At 49.4% G+C, this 13,844-nt stretch carries 18 protein-coding genes; 3 read left to right on the forward strand and 15 right to left on the reverse strand.

The window, feature by feature from the left end; all coding sequences use genetic code 11:
• Window positions 1-261 precede the first annotated feature (261 nt).
• The 15 genes from AC2IBB_RS22370 to AC2IBB_RS22440 all read right to left on the reverse strand — a co-directional run bounded on the left by AC2IBB_RS22370 (window position 262) and on the right by AC2IBB_RS22440 (window position 12,082).
• Window positions 262-735: a DUF1851 domain-containing protein gene (locus AC2IBB_RS22370; protein ID WP_486328953.1), complete on the reverse strand. Its 474-nt coding sequence runs from the start codon at window positions 733-735 to the stop codon at window positions 262-264.
• Between the two features lie 412 nt (window positions 736-1,147).
• Complete coding sequence (locus AC2IBB_RS22375) at window positions 1,148-1,537, reverse strand: hypothetical protein (protein WP_486328954.1); 390 nt, start codon at window positions 1,535-1,537, stop codon at window positions 1,148-1,150.
• 113 nt (window positions 1,538-1,650) lie between these two features.
• A complete protein-coding gene (locus tag AC2IBB_RS22380; protein WP_486328955.1) occupies window positions 1,651-1,959 on the reverse strand; it encodes a hypothetical protein in 309 nt (102 codons plus the stop codon).
• Window positions 1,960-1,972: 13 nt separating this feature from the next.
• Window positions 1,973-2,929, reverse strand: a complete 957-nt coding sequence (locus tag AC2IBB_RS22385; RefSeq protein ID WP_486328956.1) for an RHS repeat domain-containing protein — start codon at window positions 2,927-2,929, stop codon at window positions 1,973-1,975.
• A 9-nt stretch (window positions 2,930-2,938) separates the two neighbouring features.
• Window positions 2,939-7,189, reverse strand: coding sequence for an RHS repeat domain-containing protein (locus tag AC2IBB_RS22390; RefSeq protein ID WP_486328957.1), 4,251 nt, complete (start codon window positions 7,187-7,189; stop codon window positions 2,939-2,941).
• A 589-nt stretch (window positions 7,190-7,778) separates the two neighbouring features.
• Complete coding sequence (locus AC2IBB_RS22395; RefSeq protein ID WP_486328958.1) at window positions 7,779-8,126, reverse strand: hypothetical protein; 348 nt, start codon at window positions 8,124-8,126, stop codon at window positions 7,779-7,781.
• On the reverse strand, window positions 8,123-8,473 hold the full coding sequence (locus AC2IBB_RS22400; RefSeq protein WP_486328959.1) for a hypothetical protein: 351 nt from the start codon (window positions 8,471-8,473) through the stop codon (window positions 8,123-8,125). The genes AC2IBB_RS22395 and AC2IBB_RS22400 overlap by 4 nt, the downstream gene beginning before the upstream one ends.
• Entirely contained in the window at window positions 8,470-8,757 is a 288-nt protein-coding gene (locus tag AC2IBB_RS22405; protein ID WP_486328960.1) for a hypothetical protein, read from the reverse strand. Before AC2IBB_RS22405 ends, AC2IBB_RS22400 begins: the two co-directional genes overlap by 4 nt.
• Window positions 8,754-9,101 (reverse strand): hypothetical protein, encoded by a 348-nt coding sequence (locus tag AC2IBB_RS22410; RefSeq protein ID WP_216740338.1) that lies wholly within the window; start codon window positions 9,099-9,101, stop codon window positions 8,754-8,756. The genes AC2IBB_RS22405 and AC2IBB_RS22410 overlap by 4 nt, the downstream gene beginning before the upstream one ends.
• Window positions 9,098-9,313: a hypothetical protein gene (locus AC2IBB_RS22415; RefSeq protein WP_486328961.1), complete on the reverse strand. Its 216-nt coding sequence runs from the start codon at window positions 9,311-9,313 to the stop codon at window positions 9,098-9,100. Before AC2IBB_RS22415 ends, AC2IBB_RS22410 begins: the two co-directional genes overlap by 4 nt.
• Window positions 9,306-9,605, reverse strand: a complete 300-nt coding sequence (locus AC2IBB_RS22420) for a hypothetical protein (RefSeq protein WP_486328962.1) — start codon at window positions 9,603-9,605, stop codon at window positions 9,306-9,308. Before AC2IBB_RS22420 ends, AC2IBB_RS22415 begins: the two co-directional genes overlap by 8 nt.
• Window positions 9,606-9,622: 17 nt before the next feature.
• Window positions 9,623-10,303 carry a replication protein P gene (locus tag AC2IBB_RS22425; RefSeq protein ID WP_486328963.1) on the reverse strand — a complete coding sequence of 227 codons (681 nt, stop codon included), beginning with the start codon at window positions 10,301-10,303 and terminating at the stop codon, window positions 9,623-9,625.
• On the reverse strand, window positions 10,303-11,163 hold the full coding sequence (locus AC2IBB_RS22430) for a replication protein (protein WP_486328964.1): 861 nt from the start codon (window positions 11,161-11,163) through the stop codon (window positions 10,303-10,305). The genes AC2IBB_RS22425 and AC2IBB_RS22430 overlap by 1 nt, the downstream gene beginning before the upstream one ends.
• A 20-nt stretch (window positions 11,164-11,183) precedes the next feature.
• Window positions 11,184-11,825, reverse strand: a complete 642-nt coding sequence (locus tag AC2IBB_RS22435) for a toxin YdaT domain-containing protein (protein ID WP_486328965.1) — start codon at window positions 11,823-11,825, stop codon at window positions 11,184-11,186.
• Window positions 11,825-12,082, reverse strand: a complete 258-nt coding sequence (locus AC2IBB_RS22440; RefSeq protein ID WP_486328966.1) for a helix-turn-helix domain-containing protein — start codon at window positions 12,080-12,082, stop codon at window positions 11,825-11,827. The genes AC2IBB_RS22435 and AC2IBB_RS22440 overlap by 1 nt, the downstream gene beginning before the upstream one ends.
• A 153-nt stretch (window positions 12,083-12,235) precedes the next feature.
• Here AC2IBB_RS22440 and AC2IBB_RS22445 point away from each other — a divergent pair, with 153 nt between their 5' ends.
• The 3 genes from AC2IBB_RS22445 (at window position 12,236) to AC2IBB_RS22455 (ending at window position 13,844) form a co-directional block, all read left to right on the forward strand.
• Complete coding sequence (locus AC2IBB_RS22445) at window positions 12,236-12,871, forward strand: LexA family protein (RefSeq protein ID WP_486328967.1); 636 nt, start codon at window positions 12,236-12,238, stop codon at window positions 12,869-12,871.
• 353 nt (window positions 12,872-13,224) lie between these two features.
• Window positions 13,225-13,479, forward strand: a complete 255-nt coding sequence (locus AC2IBB_RS22450) for a hypothetical protein (RefSeq protein ID WP_216740566.1) — start codon at window positions 13,225-13,227, stop codon at window positions 13,477-13,479.
• A complete protein-coding gene (locus AC2IBB_RS22455; protein ID WP_486328968.1) occupies window positions 13,476-13,844 on the forward strand; it encodes a hypothetical protein in 369 nt (122 codons plus the stop codon). The genes AC2IBB_RS22450 and AC2IBB_RS22455 overlap by 4 nt, the downstream gene beginning before the upstream one ends.

Genomic DNA, 13,844 nt, shown 5'->3' on the forward strand with positions numbered 1-13,844 from the left:
TTGCATAACCCATAAACGAAAAAGCCCCGCGTAAGCGAGGCTCTAGAAAGCAAAAAAACCCGGCTCCTTTTCGGATACCGGGTCTTTAAATGAAAACGCCCTGAGAGTTGTCAGGGCATAGTAGTGCAGAATATGGGAAATACACTAACAAATTGTTTCAAAAATAGCAACAATTAAATAAAAAAAACCCGATTATCCCAAATTATACAACAATCAGCATCAACCACTAGCCCGTAATTACTTGATCACTACGTTGCGCCTTTACTCGGAAACCTGAAAATTAACCTGCGTACCATCTGGTAGATCTTTTATTAGGAAGTTCATTTGACCTGACATAGCAAAATGAACCTCTATATCAGTGAGTTCGAAGTTTTCTGGCTCATATTTTCCACCCAAAACTGGCAGCCGCTTAAAGCCATACAGTTTACCCTGCTCAAGCACGGAGCCTTGCTCTTTGAGTTGAAGCACCAAAGGGACCAAAAACCACTCGTTGACAAGCTCATTATCTTGCAGCTTTATTTTGAACTCTTCGTAAGACTCCGCAACTTTCTCAAACTCGGCGCTACCTGTAATGAGCCAGTATATTTCCCCTGACTCATTCTGTAGGAAGGCATCTCCAATAGAGGTTACTAATATCGGCAGGGCTTGGCCTACGAGCCACTTCCAATCTTCGACTAGTTTACCTCGATCAATGTGTGCAAAGCTGACCGTAAGGTCATTCCACGTTAAAGGCATTTAGTTCTCCCTGAGGCATAGCATTCAGCTGATAAGTGTACTGTTTGCGAATTTTTCGGCTCATGGCTATGTGTTTTCAATGTCCTTGAATACATTTTTTTCAAACCAAGCCTCTGAATGAACTTCTTTATCCACAAGCTCCAGCGCTTCTCTCAATTTGGATACGGGAATTTGAACTAACTCTTTACCAGACCAAAACTCTACAAATTTCTCTTCGCTTTCTTCGTCAGCGAAAATTTCAGGAGAGGATAGTCTACACTTTCATCTATAGTCTCATTCCCGGTATCAATAAATAGCTCCAATGTCATTCCGAAGTCAGAAACAAATTGAGTAGCTATTTCGTCGCTTTTAAATCTCTTCATAGTCTCCATTCCATACATACGCCTTAAGAATTGACTTTACTAAATATTTTTTAACTTATGAAATCGGAGATATTATATATTATCGCTTCGACACCAAAACCATATGCAAGCTCAATATCCTTAAGCCTCCAATAGCCATCATTGTCGTCATCTAATACGCCATTCGACGCAGAAAATATCTCCATGACTTTTTGTAGGGCGAAGTGTCCAGAAGCGTAGCGGCATAATAGTTGAAAGCTACTGACGGGCTTACATCCAAGCATAGACTCAACGACTTCCTTTTCATCTTCTTCGTACTCACTTTCGTAATCTTTATAAATCCATAACAGAAACCTATCGCCATCCTTAGAGTTACATTCGCCATTGAGTATCCCCACTGATGACGCAATGTTAAGCACCTCTTCCTTTGAGATGTCAAAATGTAGAATTACGCTATTCATATGATTGTTACAAAAAATTATTCGCAAAAAAAGGGGGGTATACTCCCCCCTCCATCTTCTCCTCTTTCTTCAATACTACAGATTGTGACGCGTCACAAACCAATATAAATCAGTTAAATCTTTCCGCACATAAAAAAACCACTCTCAAATCCAATATATAGCCCCCCCAACATACAAATAAGGCTAAGCCCTCCAACTATAAGTCCCCATCTCAGGACCTGACCAAAGTAATCAAAGGCTTGAGGCTTGTGCAGCAAAAAAATAACTGGAAAAAACAAGTACTTTCTATACTCATCTTTCACGCATCCATGCATTAGAAAAAAAGAAATAAAAACCAATATAAAAGATGCTACAATTCCCCAAAAAAAATACTCTTCAGGAAAGCCACATCCTTTAAAGCTAGACCAAGAAAGCGATACCATAAGTACAGTCCTTTTAAAGGTTTACGTCATCACTAGCTGTATACCCCTTGTGCAAAAAACCCTTCAAAGGTCGAGTATACTTAAATTTTTCCATCCATTGTCCTCCAAATCCAGTTCCAACGGTAAACCCCTTAACCTTATTGTCTTCCGTAACCAGAAGACCACCGCCTGCCGACCAATATAAAGACGGGTTAAGGGATTTTTTATACTCTTGATATGTTCCACTAAACACTTCTAGCTGAGCTGTCCCAGCAATAAGCCCAAAGCTTCCACCTGCCGTAGGGGCTACGTTAAAGTGATAATCGTAAACTCCATCAAATACGCTCGCTGCCAGTGTGAAGTTCAAGCCTAGGTCAATCATTTCAGGTCCGCCAGAGGCAGTGATTAGCCCAGGAAACCCGAACTCTATACTCAATGCAGCAACACTATTATGAGAAGCTACAGGCGCGGTTACCCAACCGTCAAAATCATAGGCGTCAGCCTGTGTTCTCCCCCTCATTGAGTCTGGAACTCCATCACCGTCTTGATCACTAACAGTACATTGTCCTTCTAAGCCAGAAGGGTCTCTGTATCTATATGGATTGCTGTAAGCATAGGCATACCTATTAAAGTGTGCCGCTCCACCACTGGTAGCATCTATAGGATCAACGGCCATAAAACGGCCAACTTTGGGATCGTAGTACCGTGCGTTCATGTATACAAGCCCAGTGTCATTGCTATGCAGCTTCCCAGTGTAGCCAATCCGCTCATTTGAAGCACTTTCCGACTTAACGGACTTTTCACCAAATGGCGCGTAGACTTCCCGCCATAAAACAGCGCCGGTTTCATCCGTTGCGGCGACGGGTGAGCCCAAATTGTCGTGATGCAGGTAGGTGATTCGTGTGGCGGCTTGAGCCGTTATCCCCAGTGCGCTAATGAGCACTATCAGGAGGCTTAACCATATGTGTTTAATCATCTTGAAATACTCCATGTCTCCCCCCTAAAATCCTTCTTTAACCGCTGGCTGCGACTCATGTTTCAGGCACGTAGCGCCGGAAAGCGAGTAATCGCTGGGGCAGGAGTAGTTGATGGGGTTGGTGGTGGTTTTATAGCACTTGGAATCCTTTTCTGTGTAATCCGCTGGGCATACCGCTTCAAGCCGCGCCTGCAGCACTCGGAAGCAGGTTTTGGCGTTTTTATTGGTGTTCCATCCGCTTTCACAGATAGGAGTCGCTTCAGGATATTGACCGGGAAAGTTAATATGCCGACAGATATACCACCCATTATATTCGGTCATAGACCAGTTCTCGTCGGGGCATTGTGGCGTGGCCGGCTTGGATTCGTTCTTCCAACACCATTGCTGCCCGCCGTTATAAGCATACCCATCCGGACATTTGACTTTCAGGTTGGCCGACTCCGTTTTCGAGCATTCGCCAAACTTGATCTCGAAGCCATCCGGACAGCTTTGGCCAGGATCTTTCATCAGCGTGCGGGTACAAGTAACGCCATCCAGCGTCCAGCCTGGGGCGCAGTAGTAACCCGGCGTGATCGTTCTTTCGACTTCGGCAATCAACTTACCACTGAAGTAGACATAATTAGTGGCGATATCATTGATGAGGTCTTCTTCATACATGACGCTACCAGCCTGGGAGTGCATTTGATAAATGCCTTTATCGTCATGAATCTCCAGCACTCTTAAACCGTTGCCGTCATATTCGTAATCGATATCCAAATTGGAAACGCTGGCGACGGGGTTACTATTAGTAACGATGTTGGTTAAGTTGCCCGCGTGGTCGTAGGACATCGTGAACCGCCCATTATTGGTGACGTTACCATAACCATCGTATTGAAAGGCGTAGGGCGTTCCGGTAGTGCTATTGAGGAGGTTGGTGGAAGGATCGTAGTTGTAGGTTAATTCTCCTAACGCGCCAAGCTTCTTGGTTTGCAAATTCCCCTTAGAGTCGTACTTGAAGCTTCCGCTTCCCCATGGGCCATTGGCGGTGATCAAACGTCCAATGCCGTCATAAACCATGCCATAGACGGACTGAGCGTTGTCTACGTGATTCTGAATACCGGCGATATTGCCGTCATGGAAAAATGCGTAAGTCAGGTCAGAGGCGACAGTGGAGCCTTTCGCGCTAGTCGTCCGGTCTACAAAGCGTCGATTATTGAGCGACTGCTCAATGACTTGGCCATTTCCATACTCATATAGCTTGAGAACGCCATTGGGATAGTATTGAGCGCGGTCCAGCAATGTGCCATGGGGCGAATCAATACGGGTAACCTGCCCCAGATCATTCAAGCCATATTCGACATAGAAGCCATTTGGGTAGTCGAGGCGCTTAATCTGTCCCAGCTCGTTGTATACATAACCCAGTTCGAAGGTTTTGGGCGCGTTAACCGTAACCGTCAACGTCTCCTTATCCAGTTCGCCAAATGGCGTGTACTGATAGGTTCTTGCAGAAAGCCCCTTATTTAACGTTTTGACCTGTCCGTTTTTATTGTAGGTGAACGTAGTATCATGCCCGCTGGGGTAGTCCACACTGACAAGCCGGTTCATTTCGTCATAGCTGTAGGTGGTAACGCCTTCTCCAGCGACTGTTCTTGTCCGCAGATTCCCAGCGTCATCGTATTCCAACGTCACATTATTACGCTCGGGCTCTGTGACGCTACTCAGGCGCTGAGAGTCATAAGCATAGCTATAAGTACGAACCAGTCCGCCCTGTTCAATAGAAATAGGGCTTCCAACTTTATTGCGCTTAATCGTTGTGAGCTGTTTTTCCGTGCCCGATATATCTTGAATAATGAAGCTATCCCATGCCTGGTCTGGAGCGCCATATACTTGTTGCAGATAAGTGGTTTTAAATCCGCGCAGGTCCGCCACCGTATAGGCGTCATCAAAGTCATAACCCGCGACATTGCTGACGCAGCTAACGCCATGGCAATATTTCATGTAGCTATCATCAACGGTATTGATAATAGTCAGCGGGCGATTCAGGGCGTCATACGTTTTCTCTATGCCTTCCCTTTCGCGGTTGTTAAGGGATGGATAGGATACAAAGACTTCCCGCCCTGCGCTGTCGTACTCATGGCGGATGTAGACAGGATCAAGCCCACCCCCGCTTTCTTTAAAAAGATAGGGCCGCCCAAGGCCGTTAAGCGCAATAGCCTTTCGATATTCCGTACCCTCAATCGTTTCTATGAATTTGTTTGGTTCATAGGCGTAATGGGTGGCGGCGACTTCCGGGGGAGCCATTTTAGTCACTCGCCCCAGTGGATCGTAGCTGAAGTATGTGCGATTACCCTCGCCGTCCTCTTCCCATTCAACGGTCCCAGATGGGTTAACTGATCGGGTAACTGAGGAGCCGTCTGGATATGTCACCCTCTTTGCCACTCCGCGAAAATGATCACGGTGCGCAATCGTTTGTTTGCCTATGTGATTGATATATATCTCATCAGCCAAATCTCCTCTGGGGTGGTAGGTATACCATGCAAGAACACCGTCAACTTTGCTCCCTTTAAGTTTGCCAGTCTCATAATAGCTATAGTTTTTGCTCCAGAGATCTCCGTTTTCGCCTTCGACTTTAATTTGCGTGGGTAAGCCTATTAGCTGCGGCTTGGCAGGCGATGACCATTGCTGATTTAAATAGGCATAACGCGTCACCCGTTTATTAGACCCTGTGATTTCAGTCTTGGTCTGGGGCTGGTAGTAGTTAGTGAAATCGCTAAACTCGGTGACGAACTTGCCGTCCACAACCACTTTAGTCCGCATTAGAGGCGTCGTATTCTTGATGGCGTACAAATCTTTTATATTCAAGTTCTCGCCATAGAACCTTCCTACTTTCTTCCAGGTGTCATACGTGTATTCAATCGTACGCAGCGGATTTCCACCGGTGGGTTCGAATACCTTGACTGAATACAGCTGCCCCTCTCTGGCTTTACGTGAATCGCTATTGCTCTTGTTTGTATGCCAGTAAACTTTCTCAGTTTTGGCCGATGGCGAGACGCTAACAGTTTTCCAAAAGCGATCATTGTCCACAGTGACGTCGTCATAACTGTATTCCGTGACCGAGGTTGTAAGCTCTACGCCTTCCAAAGTTCTTTTAGAAAGGGAATATTGATCTTTCCCCCTGGGGTGATCATGCGAAGAAATTTTTTCATAATCATAGGTTACTGTGGCGCCGTTTGGTGTAGTGATGCGCTGCAACCTTCTGCCCATTTTATCCGTGTAGGCAAAGCTCCAGGTGGTGTTGTCGGGAAGCGTAACGGTTTTTAAACCGTCATGAGTTTGCTGGCCCATCTTTTCAGTAAAATAATGGTCATATTTCCAGACCCGATTCCCTGTGGATTCTGTAACGACAATTTCCGTTAAGTAAGGAATAAAACCAGCAGGTGAGGGTGAACCAAATCGCCAAACGGAAGTCACATTCTCCTGAGTCGCTTCTCCATAATTGAAGTCAATTCGCCGCCCATCGTTGGCCGTTATTTGCTTCGGAAATACGCTCTCTTTGACTGCTATCTTGTCGCCTTCGCATTTCTCTCTCTCACTCGTTGACAGTGGCGTCTGGGCGCATTGGCCATTCAACACGTAGTCATATGAAGCTTTTCTGTGGTACTTGTATTTAATCCAATTGCCGTAAGCGTCGGTGACGGAGGAAGCATAAACAAGTAGCGAGCCAGCACTACTAAACTTCATGTCTCCATCAGACTGCTGGTTCTGGTCAAAGACATAAGTCTTACCGTCCGGAGAGTAGGCGGTCACATTAAGCCCGTCTATTTTTCCTCTCCAGCCAACCACTCCACGAACGGATCGCAGCTCGCCGTCTTTGATGACTAACGGTACGGACTTACCGCCGGGAATTTCCAGAGTAATTCCGCTAACCTCATGCTCTCCCCAGCAATGCTGTCCTCTTTCTCCATGATCCCGACATTCGTTCCAAGCCTTAATCACATATGACAAACGCGGAACATCAATGGTCCAACGCCCTAGAATCTCTTTCCCATGCGCGGCCAGGTTATACGAGCGATAGATGTCTATGTCCATTCCGCCTTGTCCTGGCAAGGAGAACTCCTTAACGGACCATCTGACCTCCCCCGTAAACTCGTCTATTTGCTCGCCAGATATCACAGCGTTACCGGTGTCCGCCGCAGCGAGAAAAGTGCTTTCTATTTGATCGTTATCAGCCAAGGTCGTCCCCGCGCATAACGCCAACGGGACGAGCCAACTCCATTTATGCTTTTTGCTGAGCATAACTTCCTCTGTATTACTTGATTTTTTCAGTGATGTAAGGGTGCGGCGAGACGCCGCCATGACAAACCGAAAACGCAAACATCCGTTCGCGGAGCAACAGCTAAAAGTAAGAAGGGGTACAAGCTAGGGAGGATAAAACTACGGCGTCCCAACCGTCTTATTACTTCGATACCTCGCAAAAGACGAAAGGGCGCCACAAGCAACTCCTTTTGCCTTCAGGGATATTAGTTATGTTTCCGTACAGCGCCGCGCATATTAATTTATGTTTAGATTCATTAGAAGGCCTCTTAATCGATTTCGTTTGAAAAAAGTTCCATTTAAATCAGCGCGACCAGTAAGCGTGTCACTGCTCATTCAGCGCGAAATCGTGCGGCGTTAAGGGTAGTCTAATGAAGCGACATTCTTTGACGTGATGAGAGTATTTTTTATCTGTCAGGATATCGGGGCGCTAAGGGGCGGGAACTGTCAGAGAAACCGAACACACCTAACCGGCTGCGAAACCTCCCCTGACTCCCTGCAATGAAAGGCCCGCAAAGCGGTTTTACTGACCGGCGCATGTTGGGAGGCGTATGAATATCCAGACACTCCGTTAATGGGCGTGGAGCGCCGCATCGATCCAGGCGACGCCCGACTTAACCAACAGATCCGCCTTGCGTCGGTCCAGCTTCGGCATGCGTCGAACCACATAGGACAGGTTTTCACCCGCCATGTAATACAGCCGCACCACCTCCCCCATCTCCTCATCCCGCGCCCGCAGCTTGGAGACCGCCATATCCACCTTAGCAGCCTCCTGATCCGTAATCACCGGCGAGCGGACAGAGCTGCCGCCTAAACGGGAGAAAGGCGTCGATGTCGGATACCCCACGCCCGCGTCCATCTTTGACCAGCGCGCCCATTGCTCCAGCAGCCAGGGCGTTTCATTCATTGCTCTATTCATGCGACCTCTTTTAACTTCATCATTTGTGTAATCACTTCCACCGCTCGCCCGCTGTTAATGAGCTTGGCGTCACAGCGGAACACGCTCCAACCCAGCGCCATGGCTTCGGCGTATTTCTCCATGTCCGCGCTGATGCCTTTCGCCGTTTGGTGCCGGCCTAGTTTCAGAGTTCCGTTTTGGTTCCTGCCGTAGCAGGTGATCCCCTCCACCTCCGCCGCGATCCGGTACTCCGGCCACGCGAAGTCAAAGCGCCAGCGCCGCACCGGATGAAATCGGTATTCCCTGACGGGCTCCGGCAGTTTCAGCGCCCGAATATGTAGCGCCAGGGTTTCCTCCAACTTGCTCACCTCACCCCCAACAGTTCGTTTTCAATCAGTTGAATGTGCGTCCAGGCAAGCCAGTCCATGGTCAGTTGTTCCCGTTCCGTCTTGGTCAGCTCCTTCCCTTGGTCAAACCGCATGTGGCAAGGCGCGCACAAAGGGAACGTGGCGGCGTCTGACGCCTTCAATCCCCTGCCCTTGCCATGCCTCAGCAGGTTGGAGTGGGCCGCCTGAGAGCCGCCCTCAATACCGCAAGAGGCGCAAGGCAATTGCCGAATGGCAGCCAGTAGTTTGTTATTTCGATAAATCATGCGCCGTACCTCATCCTCTCCGCTCTCTTGTTGGCCGACTTGGTCCGCCAGATTTCAACCGCCCATTCCGCCGTCCGTAACTCCCAATGCAGCCGGGCCTCCTCTTCCGTCGCCTGCATCAGGCCTTTCAACAGCTCCAGATATTCCGGGTGACGCCTCGCCCACGCCTCCTGACGGTTCGCTGCCGTCAGGTCCGGGTCCGCGCTCTCGGCCTCTCTCATGAGAATGGCGATCTTGGATTTCCTGAACTCCTCCAGGTAAACCCGGTTCGCCTTAGCTCGGGCGAACTCGGCGGCCTTGTTGCGGATGTTCTGTAGTTTCTGCTCTAGGGTTTCGTCGCTCATGCCGCCCGCCTCCGTATCATCGCCCTGGCCATCTCTGGCGTGATCACCGTCGACGCCGGTTTCGGTTTGGCCTTCAGCGCGAAGTAGGTCCGCACATGCGCTTCAACCATCGCCCGGAACTGCGCAGGAACGGCGGCCAGCGCTCTGGCTCGCTTCTCCCTGCCCTGCATTTGCAGAATCTCGGCGGCGTATTCTCTCGGGCGCTTAGTCATGCTTAACCGCCCTCCAGGCCACCGCCTTGCGCCCTGAAATCGAGCATTCCATGATCCCGACGCGCTCCACCAAGCCCGCCTTCTCCGCGTCTGGAAGCCTTCTGGCTACCATGTAGCGATCCAGCTTGGCGGTCCTGGCCAGCTCTGAACTGGTCCACCCTATGACCCAATCAGGGACCGGGCGTTTGGCCAGCTCCAGCGCTACAAGCTGCGTCTGTGTCCAACGGTTTGACTCATTGGCTGCGGCCGCCAGATGGCTGGTTATAGGATCGGTTCTTCTTGCGTGTGTCATTACTGCTTTTCCTTGGCCTAACTGCTGGCCGAAACTGATTTCAATAGGTCCGCCATGCGTCGGCGGGCTTCCTCGCGGGAGACAGGCTTAGACGCCTTCGCTGGTTGCTCTGGTAGCGCTTTAGGGATGTCCGCCTGGATGTCTTCCCCGTTCATTACCCGGCGGCAAACGATGCTGTAATTGCGCTCAAACAGCGGAAGCATTTCTCTCTCTGGGCGTGTCCTAAGCTCGAAGCTACCGGTCGATCTCGCTGCGATGCGTACCGCCAGATAGGCGATGCTCTCCCCGCGCTCCAACTCTTGCAGGCCTCCGCAGGCCATCCGGTAAGCTGCTGGAGTGGGCAACAGCCCAAAGTCTTCCGGCTCCGGTTTGCACCATGAAACGAACTGACCGATCGACGGAAAGAACGGACAAGCCGTCGCCCTCGCCCGGCGTATCCCAACGCGGATTTGGTCGGCGCTGGTGATCCGGTTTTCCACCATGGCTTTGGTCCAGGCGCGCTTGGCTTCAAGCAAACTTTCCGTGTCAGGGAAAGCCTGTCTCCAGGCGGGAAACGAAGCCTGGAGCGCTTTGAAAATCGCGTTAACGTTCTCGCGGGCCTTGTCGTTGATCGAGGTATGGGCCGCCATGGCGACGGGCGCTTGCGGCTTGGCGATCTGCGCTTGAACGCTCAGGGATATTTCGTTGACTGATTTCATCACCACTCTCCCAAATCGTCGCCCCAGCTCGTATCGTTCCAGTCCACCACGTTGGCGGTTTGGCGCGGGGCTTTGGGTTCGAACACGCCTTGCCAGCCGTTGGCTATGGACTCGTCGAGGATGCTTTGAACGTCGTGGCCTTTGGCTCTGAACGCCTCCAGCTTGCCGACCAGCTTGGACAGCGCGAGAGGCGTTAAGGGCTTGCGGATTTCCCGGCGGTGGCGGATGAATTCCTCCATCGAGGCGACAGATAACCAAGCGGGCAAATTCGACAAATCCAGAGCGGCGGATTTCTTCTGCCGCGTGTTGTCTTTTGGGTTAGTGTTTTTTGAATTATTGTCTTTCTTGTCTTTTGTAGTGGTTGATTTCAAACACCTGTAGTGGTTGTTTTCTACTACCTGAGTGGTTGATTTCGAACACTTAGGTGGTTGATTTCTACCACTTGGCTGGTGGTTGTTTTCAACCACTTTGGTAGTTGATTTCGAACACCTTGGCTTAATCAAAACCCACTCAGAAACCACCGGGTTAGGACCTATTTTCCGCCCCTCCTGAAGGATTAACTTACGCGCTTTTAACTCGCGTAAATCTGCGCATACGTTTCTATAATCACTGTCATAACCAATCAGCTCGCATAGCTGCTCTACAGTCAGCCAGTCGTTCTTTTTATTGAAGCCATAGGTCTTGCGCACGACCGCCAGAAACACCCGATGCTGACGGCTTGAGAGATGGACAAGGCATAACGCCTCTAACAGTTCATTAGCAATCTTGGTGTACCCGTTTTCGATATCTGCTTTAACTGGTTGTTCCTGACGTGGGATGAACTCCACCACGTTGGAAGTTGAAATCGTCTGATAACTCATTTAAATTCGCGCCTACCTGCTTACTTCGTATTAGCCGGAATAGAGCCCGCAACCCTGTCGCCAAACACTGATGCGGATTTCTTCTTAGCCAATACGGGAAACTTCCTTTCGAGCCAGTCCAGCACAGCTAACTGCGTGCCTACGGACTCTCTCAGTTCTAAATGTGCGTCGCATACCTGCGCCGGTGTCGGGCTTACCCCTAACTTGAGCAATGCAATCTGCGCCTCCGAGTCTTCTTTAATCATTGACTCGACCACCCTGCTCACATCCAGGCGTGAACAGCTCCGATCCTGACCCAGGCTTGATATGCACACACCACAATCGCCAAACACTTCATTCAAATAAGCCACCCGGATATCCGCAGGCATCGCTGCAACTATCGCCTGCTCTACCAGCCACAACCGGCCCATAGATTTTTTGGTCCCGTTGTCCATGTAGCCAAGCCAGCGAAAGATCTTTTGGCGGTTCGTGTTGGCGTCGGTGAATACATCGCCGGTGTCCATGAAGAATATGTCCTCGGCCTGTAACTCTTTATCCAGCCCCAACGCCCGAAACTGCTCCACGATCTCCTGAGCGGCGGCGGTTTGGCTTACGTTCGCTTTCTCCAGCCATCGGTTGAGGTGTTTGGTCAGAATCACCAAGCGGTGTTTATTCGTACTCATTACATTAATCCTTGGCTTCGATAAGCTTTATTCGTTGCTGAAACAGGCGGGAGCTTCTCGGCTTTTTCGTGATCTCTGAGGAGTTCTTCTAAAGTAACCGCCCCTTTTGTAGCCTCAGATACAGCACGGATATATTTGGCGGGGGTCTGTTGCCGGCGTTTCGCCCAGTTCCATACATAGGCTTGCTTAACCCCTATAGAGCGAGCCAGAACGGCTTGGCCGCCGACAATGTCTATTGCCTTCAGTAATGCAGTCATTTCTCAATCTCCCTTTTTATAACTTTAGTAATATTCGAATTATAACCAAAGTTTTTTGCCAAAAACAACTAAAGTAATGAGAATAACCTTTCGCATATAACTACCAACCACATAGCACGCTGCCAGCTGCTCGGATTAAAAGAAGAGTTGAAAATGAGCATTGCAGACCGTATCAAGGAGCGCCGTAAGGCAATGGGCCTGACTCAGGAAGAGTTGGCTAAAGCCGTCGGAATTTCTCAGACAGCTATTCATAAACTGGAAGAAGGACGAACTAGAAAGCCAAGAAATATAATTGAATTGGCGCGCATACTGCGCTGCCAACCCGAATGGCTACTTGATGGGAAGGATGAACCCACTGAGTCGCCAGTAGTAGAAGGCATTACCCTTGGGCCGCCAATCCAAGGCTTTTATCCACTTATAAGCTGGGAGCAAGCGGCAACCTGGGTTGAAGAAAAAGAGCACGATATTCAGGACGCAATGCATTACCCCTGCCCGATCAAGTGTAGTGATCAAACCTTTGTTTTAATCGTTCCAGGCATCAGCATGAGCCCCGTGTTAAGCGAGGGCGAATATATTTTTATTGATCCGGACATCAAGCCCAAGCATGGCTCTAACGTGATCGTCCGGTTCAATGGCAGCAAACAAGCAACCATCAAGCAGGTTGTTGTTGAAGCCGGTCAAGAATATCTGAAGCCTGCCAATCCACAATGGCCGGAGCAGATTGTTCCGCTGGACGAGCGCTGCACAGTTATAGGCGTAGTGATTTTCGCAGGGAGACCTTTCGGATAGCGTAGAAGCTACCAACCAAACTACCGTACAACCCGCCCCGCTGGCGGGTTTTTTTATGCCTGCCCAAAAATATCACTTCTTAATAACAAAAATATTACTTTTGTTGTTGACCGAATTATTACTTTAGTTATATTCTGTTTTCACTCCAGCAGCATAGCGAATCAGTAGGACTGAAAATGAACAACATCCCTAAGCACACAGGCACATCAAGAGAAATAGCCCTCGCTGTTGCTCCACACAAAGGACCAATCAGCAACCTATCCAGACTGGCCCAATACAAGAGCAAACGAGCCATCAAGGCCGTTAACCCTAACGCCAAGTTTCCAGTCGCTATCTACCAATAAGGACCACACATGAACGGAACTCTACTCACCCACATGACAGACAGAGAGCTTCTAAACGCCCTCATGATCAAGTGCGCGGTCGAGGCTGAAGCCATCCTCTACAGACTGGACGACCTACGAGATAAGAACAGCGACTTGGTATTTGATCTGGAATGCAGCCATGACGATCTGGTCGACGCCAACTCTGCCATTCAAGAACGTGACCGCAAGATCGCCGAACTACAAAACATCATTACCCAACTTCAGAAGGACTTAGAGCAATGAAATACATGGACTACATGGAAAGACAAGAGATCAAAGAGCGCATTCTGGAGAGTACCGCTAAGTCTATTGCCGAGGATTTGCTAGAGGGGCGTCGCGTGCATGTGAACGGCCAGAAGTGGGGCTTTCAGGATGTGCTAGACGAAGTAAAGCAAGGCGACGACATCGACGCCGTGTTATCCCTTCTCTACCAATCAAGGGATGACAAGAAAGGCCGTCAAACCGCGGTTATATCCTGCAAGCAGATGATCGACAGTGCAGCCTACAGCATCGGGAAATATCTGGCTGACGCAGCATACAAACAAGAGCAGGAAGACATAGCGATTGATCGCTACGAAACCAACCAGCACTACCACAGCATTCAGTAA

It is taken from the genome of Hahella sp. NS-SX17 (assembly GCF_057367735.1).

What these genes read in the sequence shown, in the direction of transcription:
- AC2IBB_RS22370 (WP_486328953.1), bottom strand. Translation starts at nt 735, where the DNA reads ATGCCTTTAACGTGGAATGACCTTACGGTCAGCTTTGCACACATTGAT.
- AC2IBB_RS22375 (WP_486328954.1), bottom strand. Translation starts at nt 1,537, where the DNA reads ATGAATAGCGTAATTCTACATTTTGACATCTCAAAGGAAGAGGTGCTT.
- AC2IBB_RS22380 (WP_486328955.1), bottom strand. Translation starts at nt 1,959, where the DNA reads ATGGTATCGCTTTCTTGGTCTAGCTTTAAAGGATGTGGCTTTCCTGAA.
- AC2IBB_RS22385 (WP_486328956.1), bottom strand. Translation starts at nt 2,929, where the DNA reads ATGGAGTATTTCAAGATGATTAAACACATATGGTTAAGCCTCCTGATA.
- AC2IBB_RS22390 (WP_486328957.1), bottom strand. Translation starts at nt 7,189, where the DNA reads ATGCTCAGCAAAAAGCATAAATGGAGTTGGCTCGTCCCGTTGGCGTTA.
- AC2IBB_RS22395 (WP_486328958.1), bottom strand. Translation starts at nt 8,126, where the DNA reads ATGAATAGAGCAATGAATGAAACGCCCTGGCTGCTGGAGCAATGGGCG.
- AC2IBB_RS22405 (WP_486328960.1), bottom strand. Translation starts at nt 8,757, where the DNA reads ATGATTTATCGAAATAACAAACTACTGGCTGCCATTCGGCAATTGCCT.
- AC2IBB_RS22410 (WP_216740338.1), bottom strand. Translation starts at nt 9,101, where the DNA reads ATGAGCGACGAAACCCTAGAGCAGAAACTACAGAACATCCGCAACAAG.
- AC2IBB_RS22415 (WP_486328961.1), bottom strand. Translation starts at nt 9,313, where the DNA reads ATGACTAAGCGCCCGAGAGAATACGCCGCCGAGATTCTGCAAATGCAG.
- AC2IBB_RS22420 (WP_486328962.1), bottom strand. Translation starts at nt 9,605, where the DNA reads ATGACACACGCAAGAAGAACCGATCCTATAACCAGCCATCTGGCGGCC.
- AC2IBB_RS22425 (WP_486328963.1), bottom strand. Translation starts at nt 10,303, where the DNA reads ATGAAATCAGTCAACGAAATATCCCTGAGCGTTCAAGCGCAGATCGCC.
- AC2IBB_RS22430 (WP_486328964.1), bottom strand. Translation starts at nt 11,163, where the DNA reads ATGAGTTATCAGACGATTTCAACTTCCAACGTGGTGGAGTTCATCCCA.
- AC2IBB_RS22435 (WP_486328965.1), bottom strand. Translation starts at nt 11,825, where the DNA reads ATGAGTACGAATAAACACCGCTTGGTGATTCTGACCAAACACCTCAAC.
- AC2IBB_RS22440 (WP_486328966.1), bottom strand. Translation starts at nt 12,082, where the DNA reads ATGACTGCATTACTGAAGGCAATAGACATTGTCGGCGGCCAAGCCGTT.
- AC2IBB_RS22445 (WP_486328967.1), top strand. Translation starts at nt 12,236, where the DNA reads ATGAGCATTGCAGACCGTATCAAGGAGCGCCGTAAGGCAATGGGCCTG.
- AC2IBB_RS22450 (WP_216740566.1), top strand. Translation starts at nt 13,225, where the DNA reads ATGAACGGAACTCTACTCACCCACATGACAGACAGAGAGCTTCTAAAC.
- AC2IBB_RS22455 (WP_486328968.1), top strand. Translation starts at nt 13,476, where the DNA reads ATGAAATACATGGACTACATGGAAAGACAAGAGATCAAAGAGCGCATT.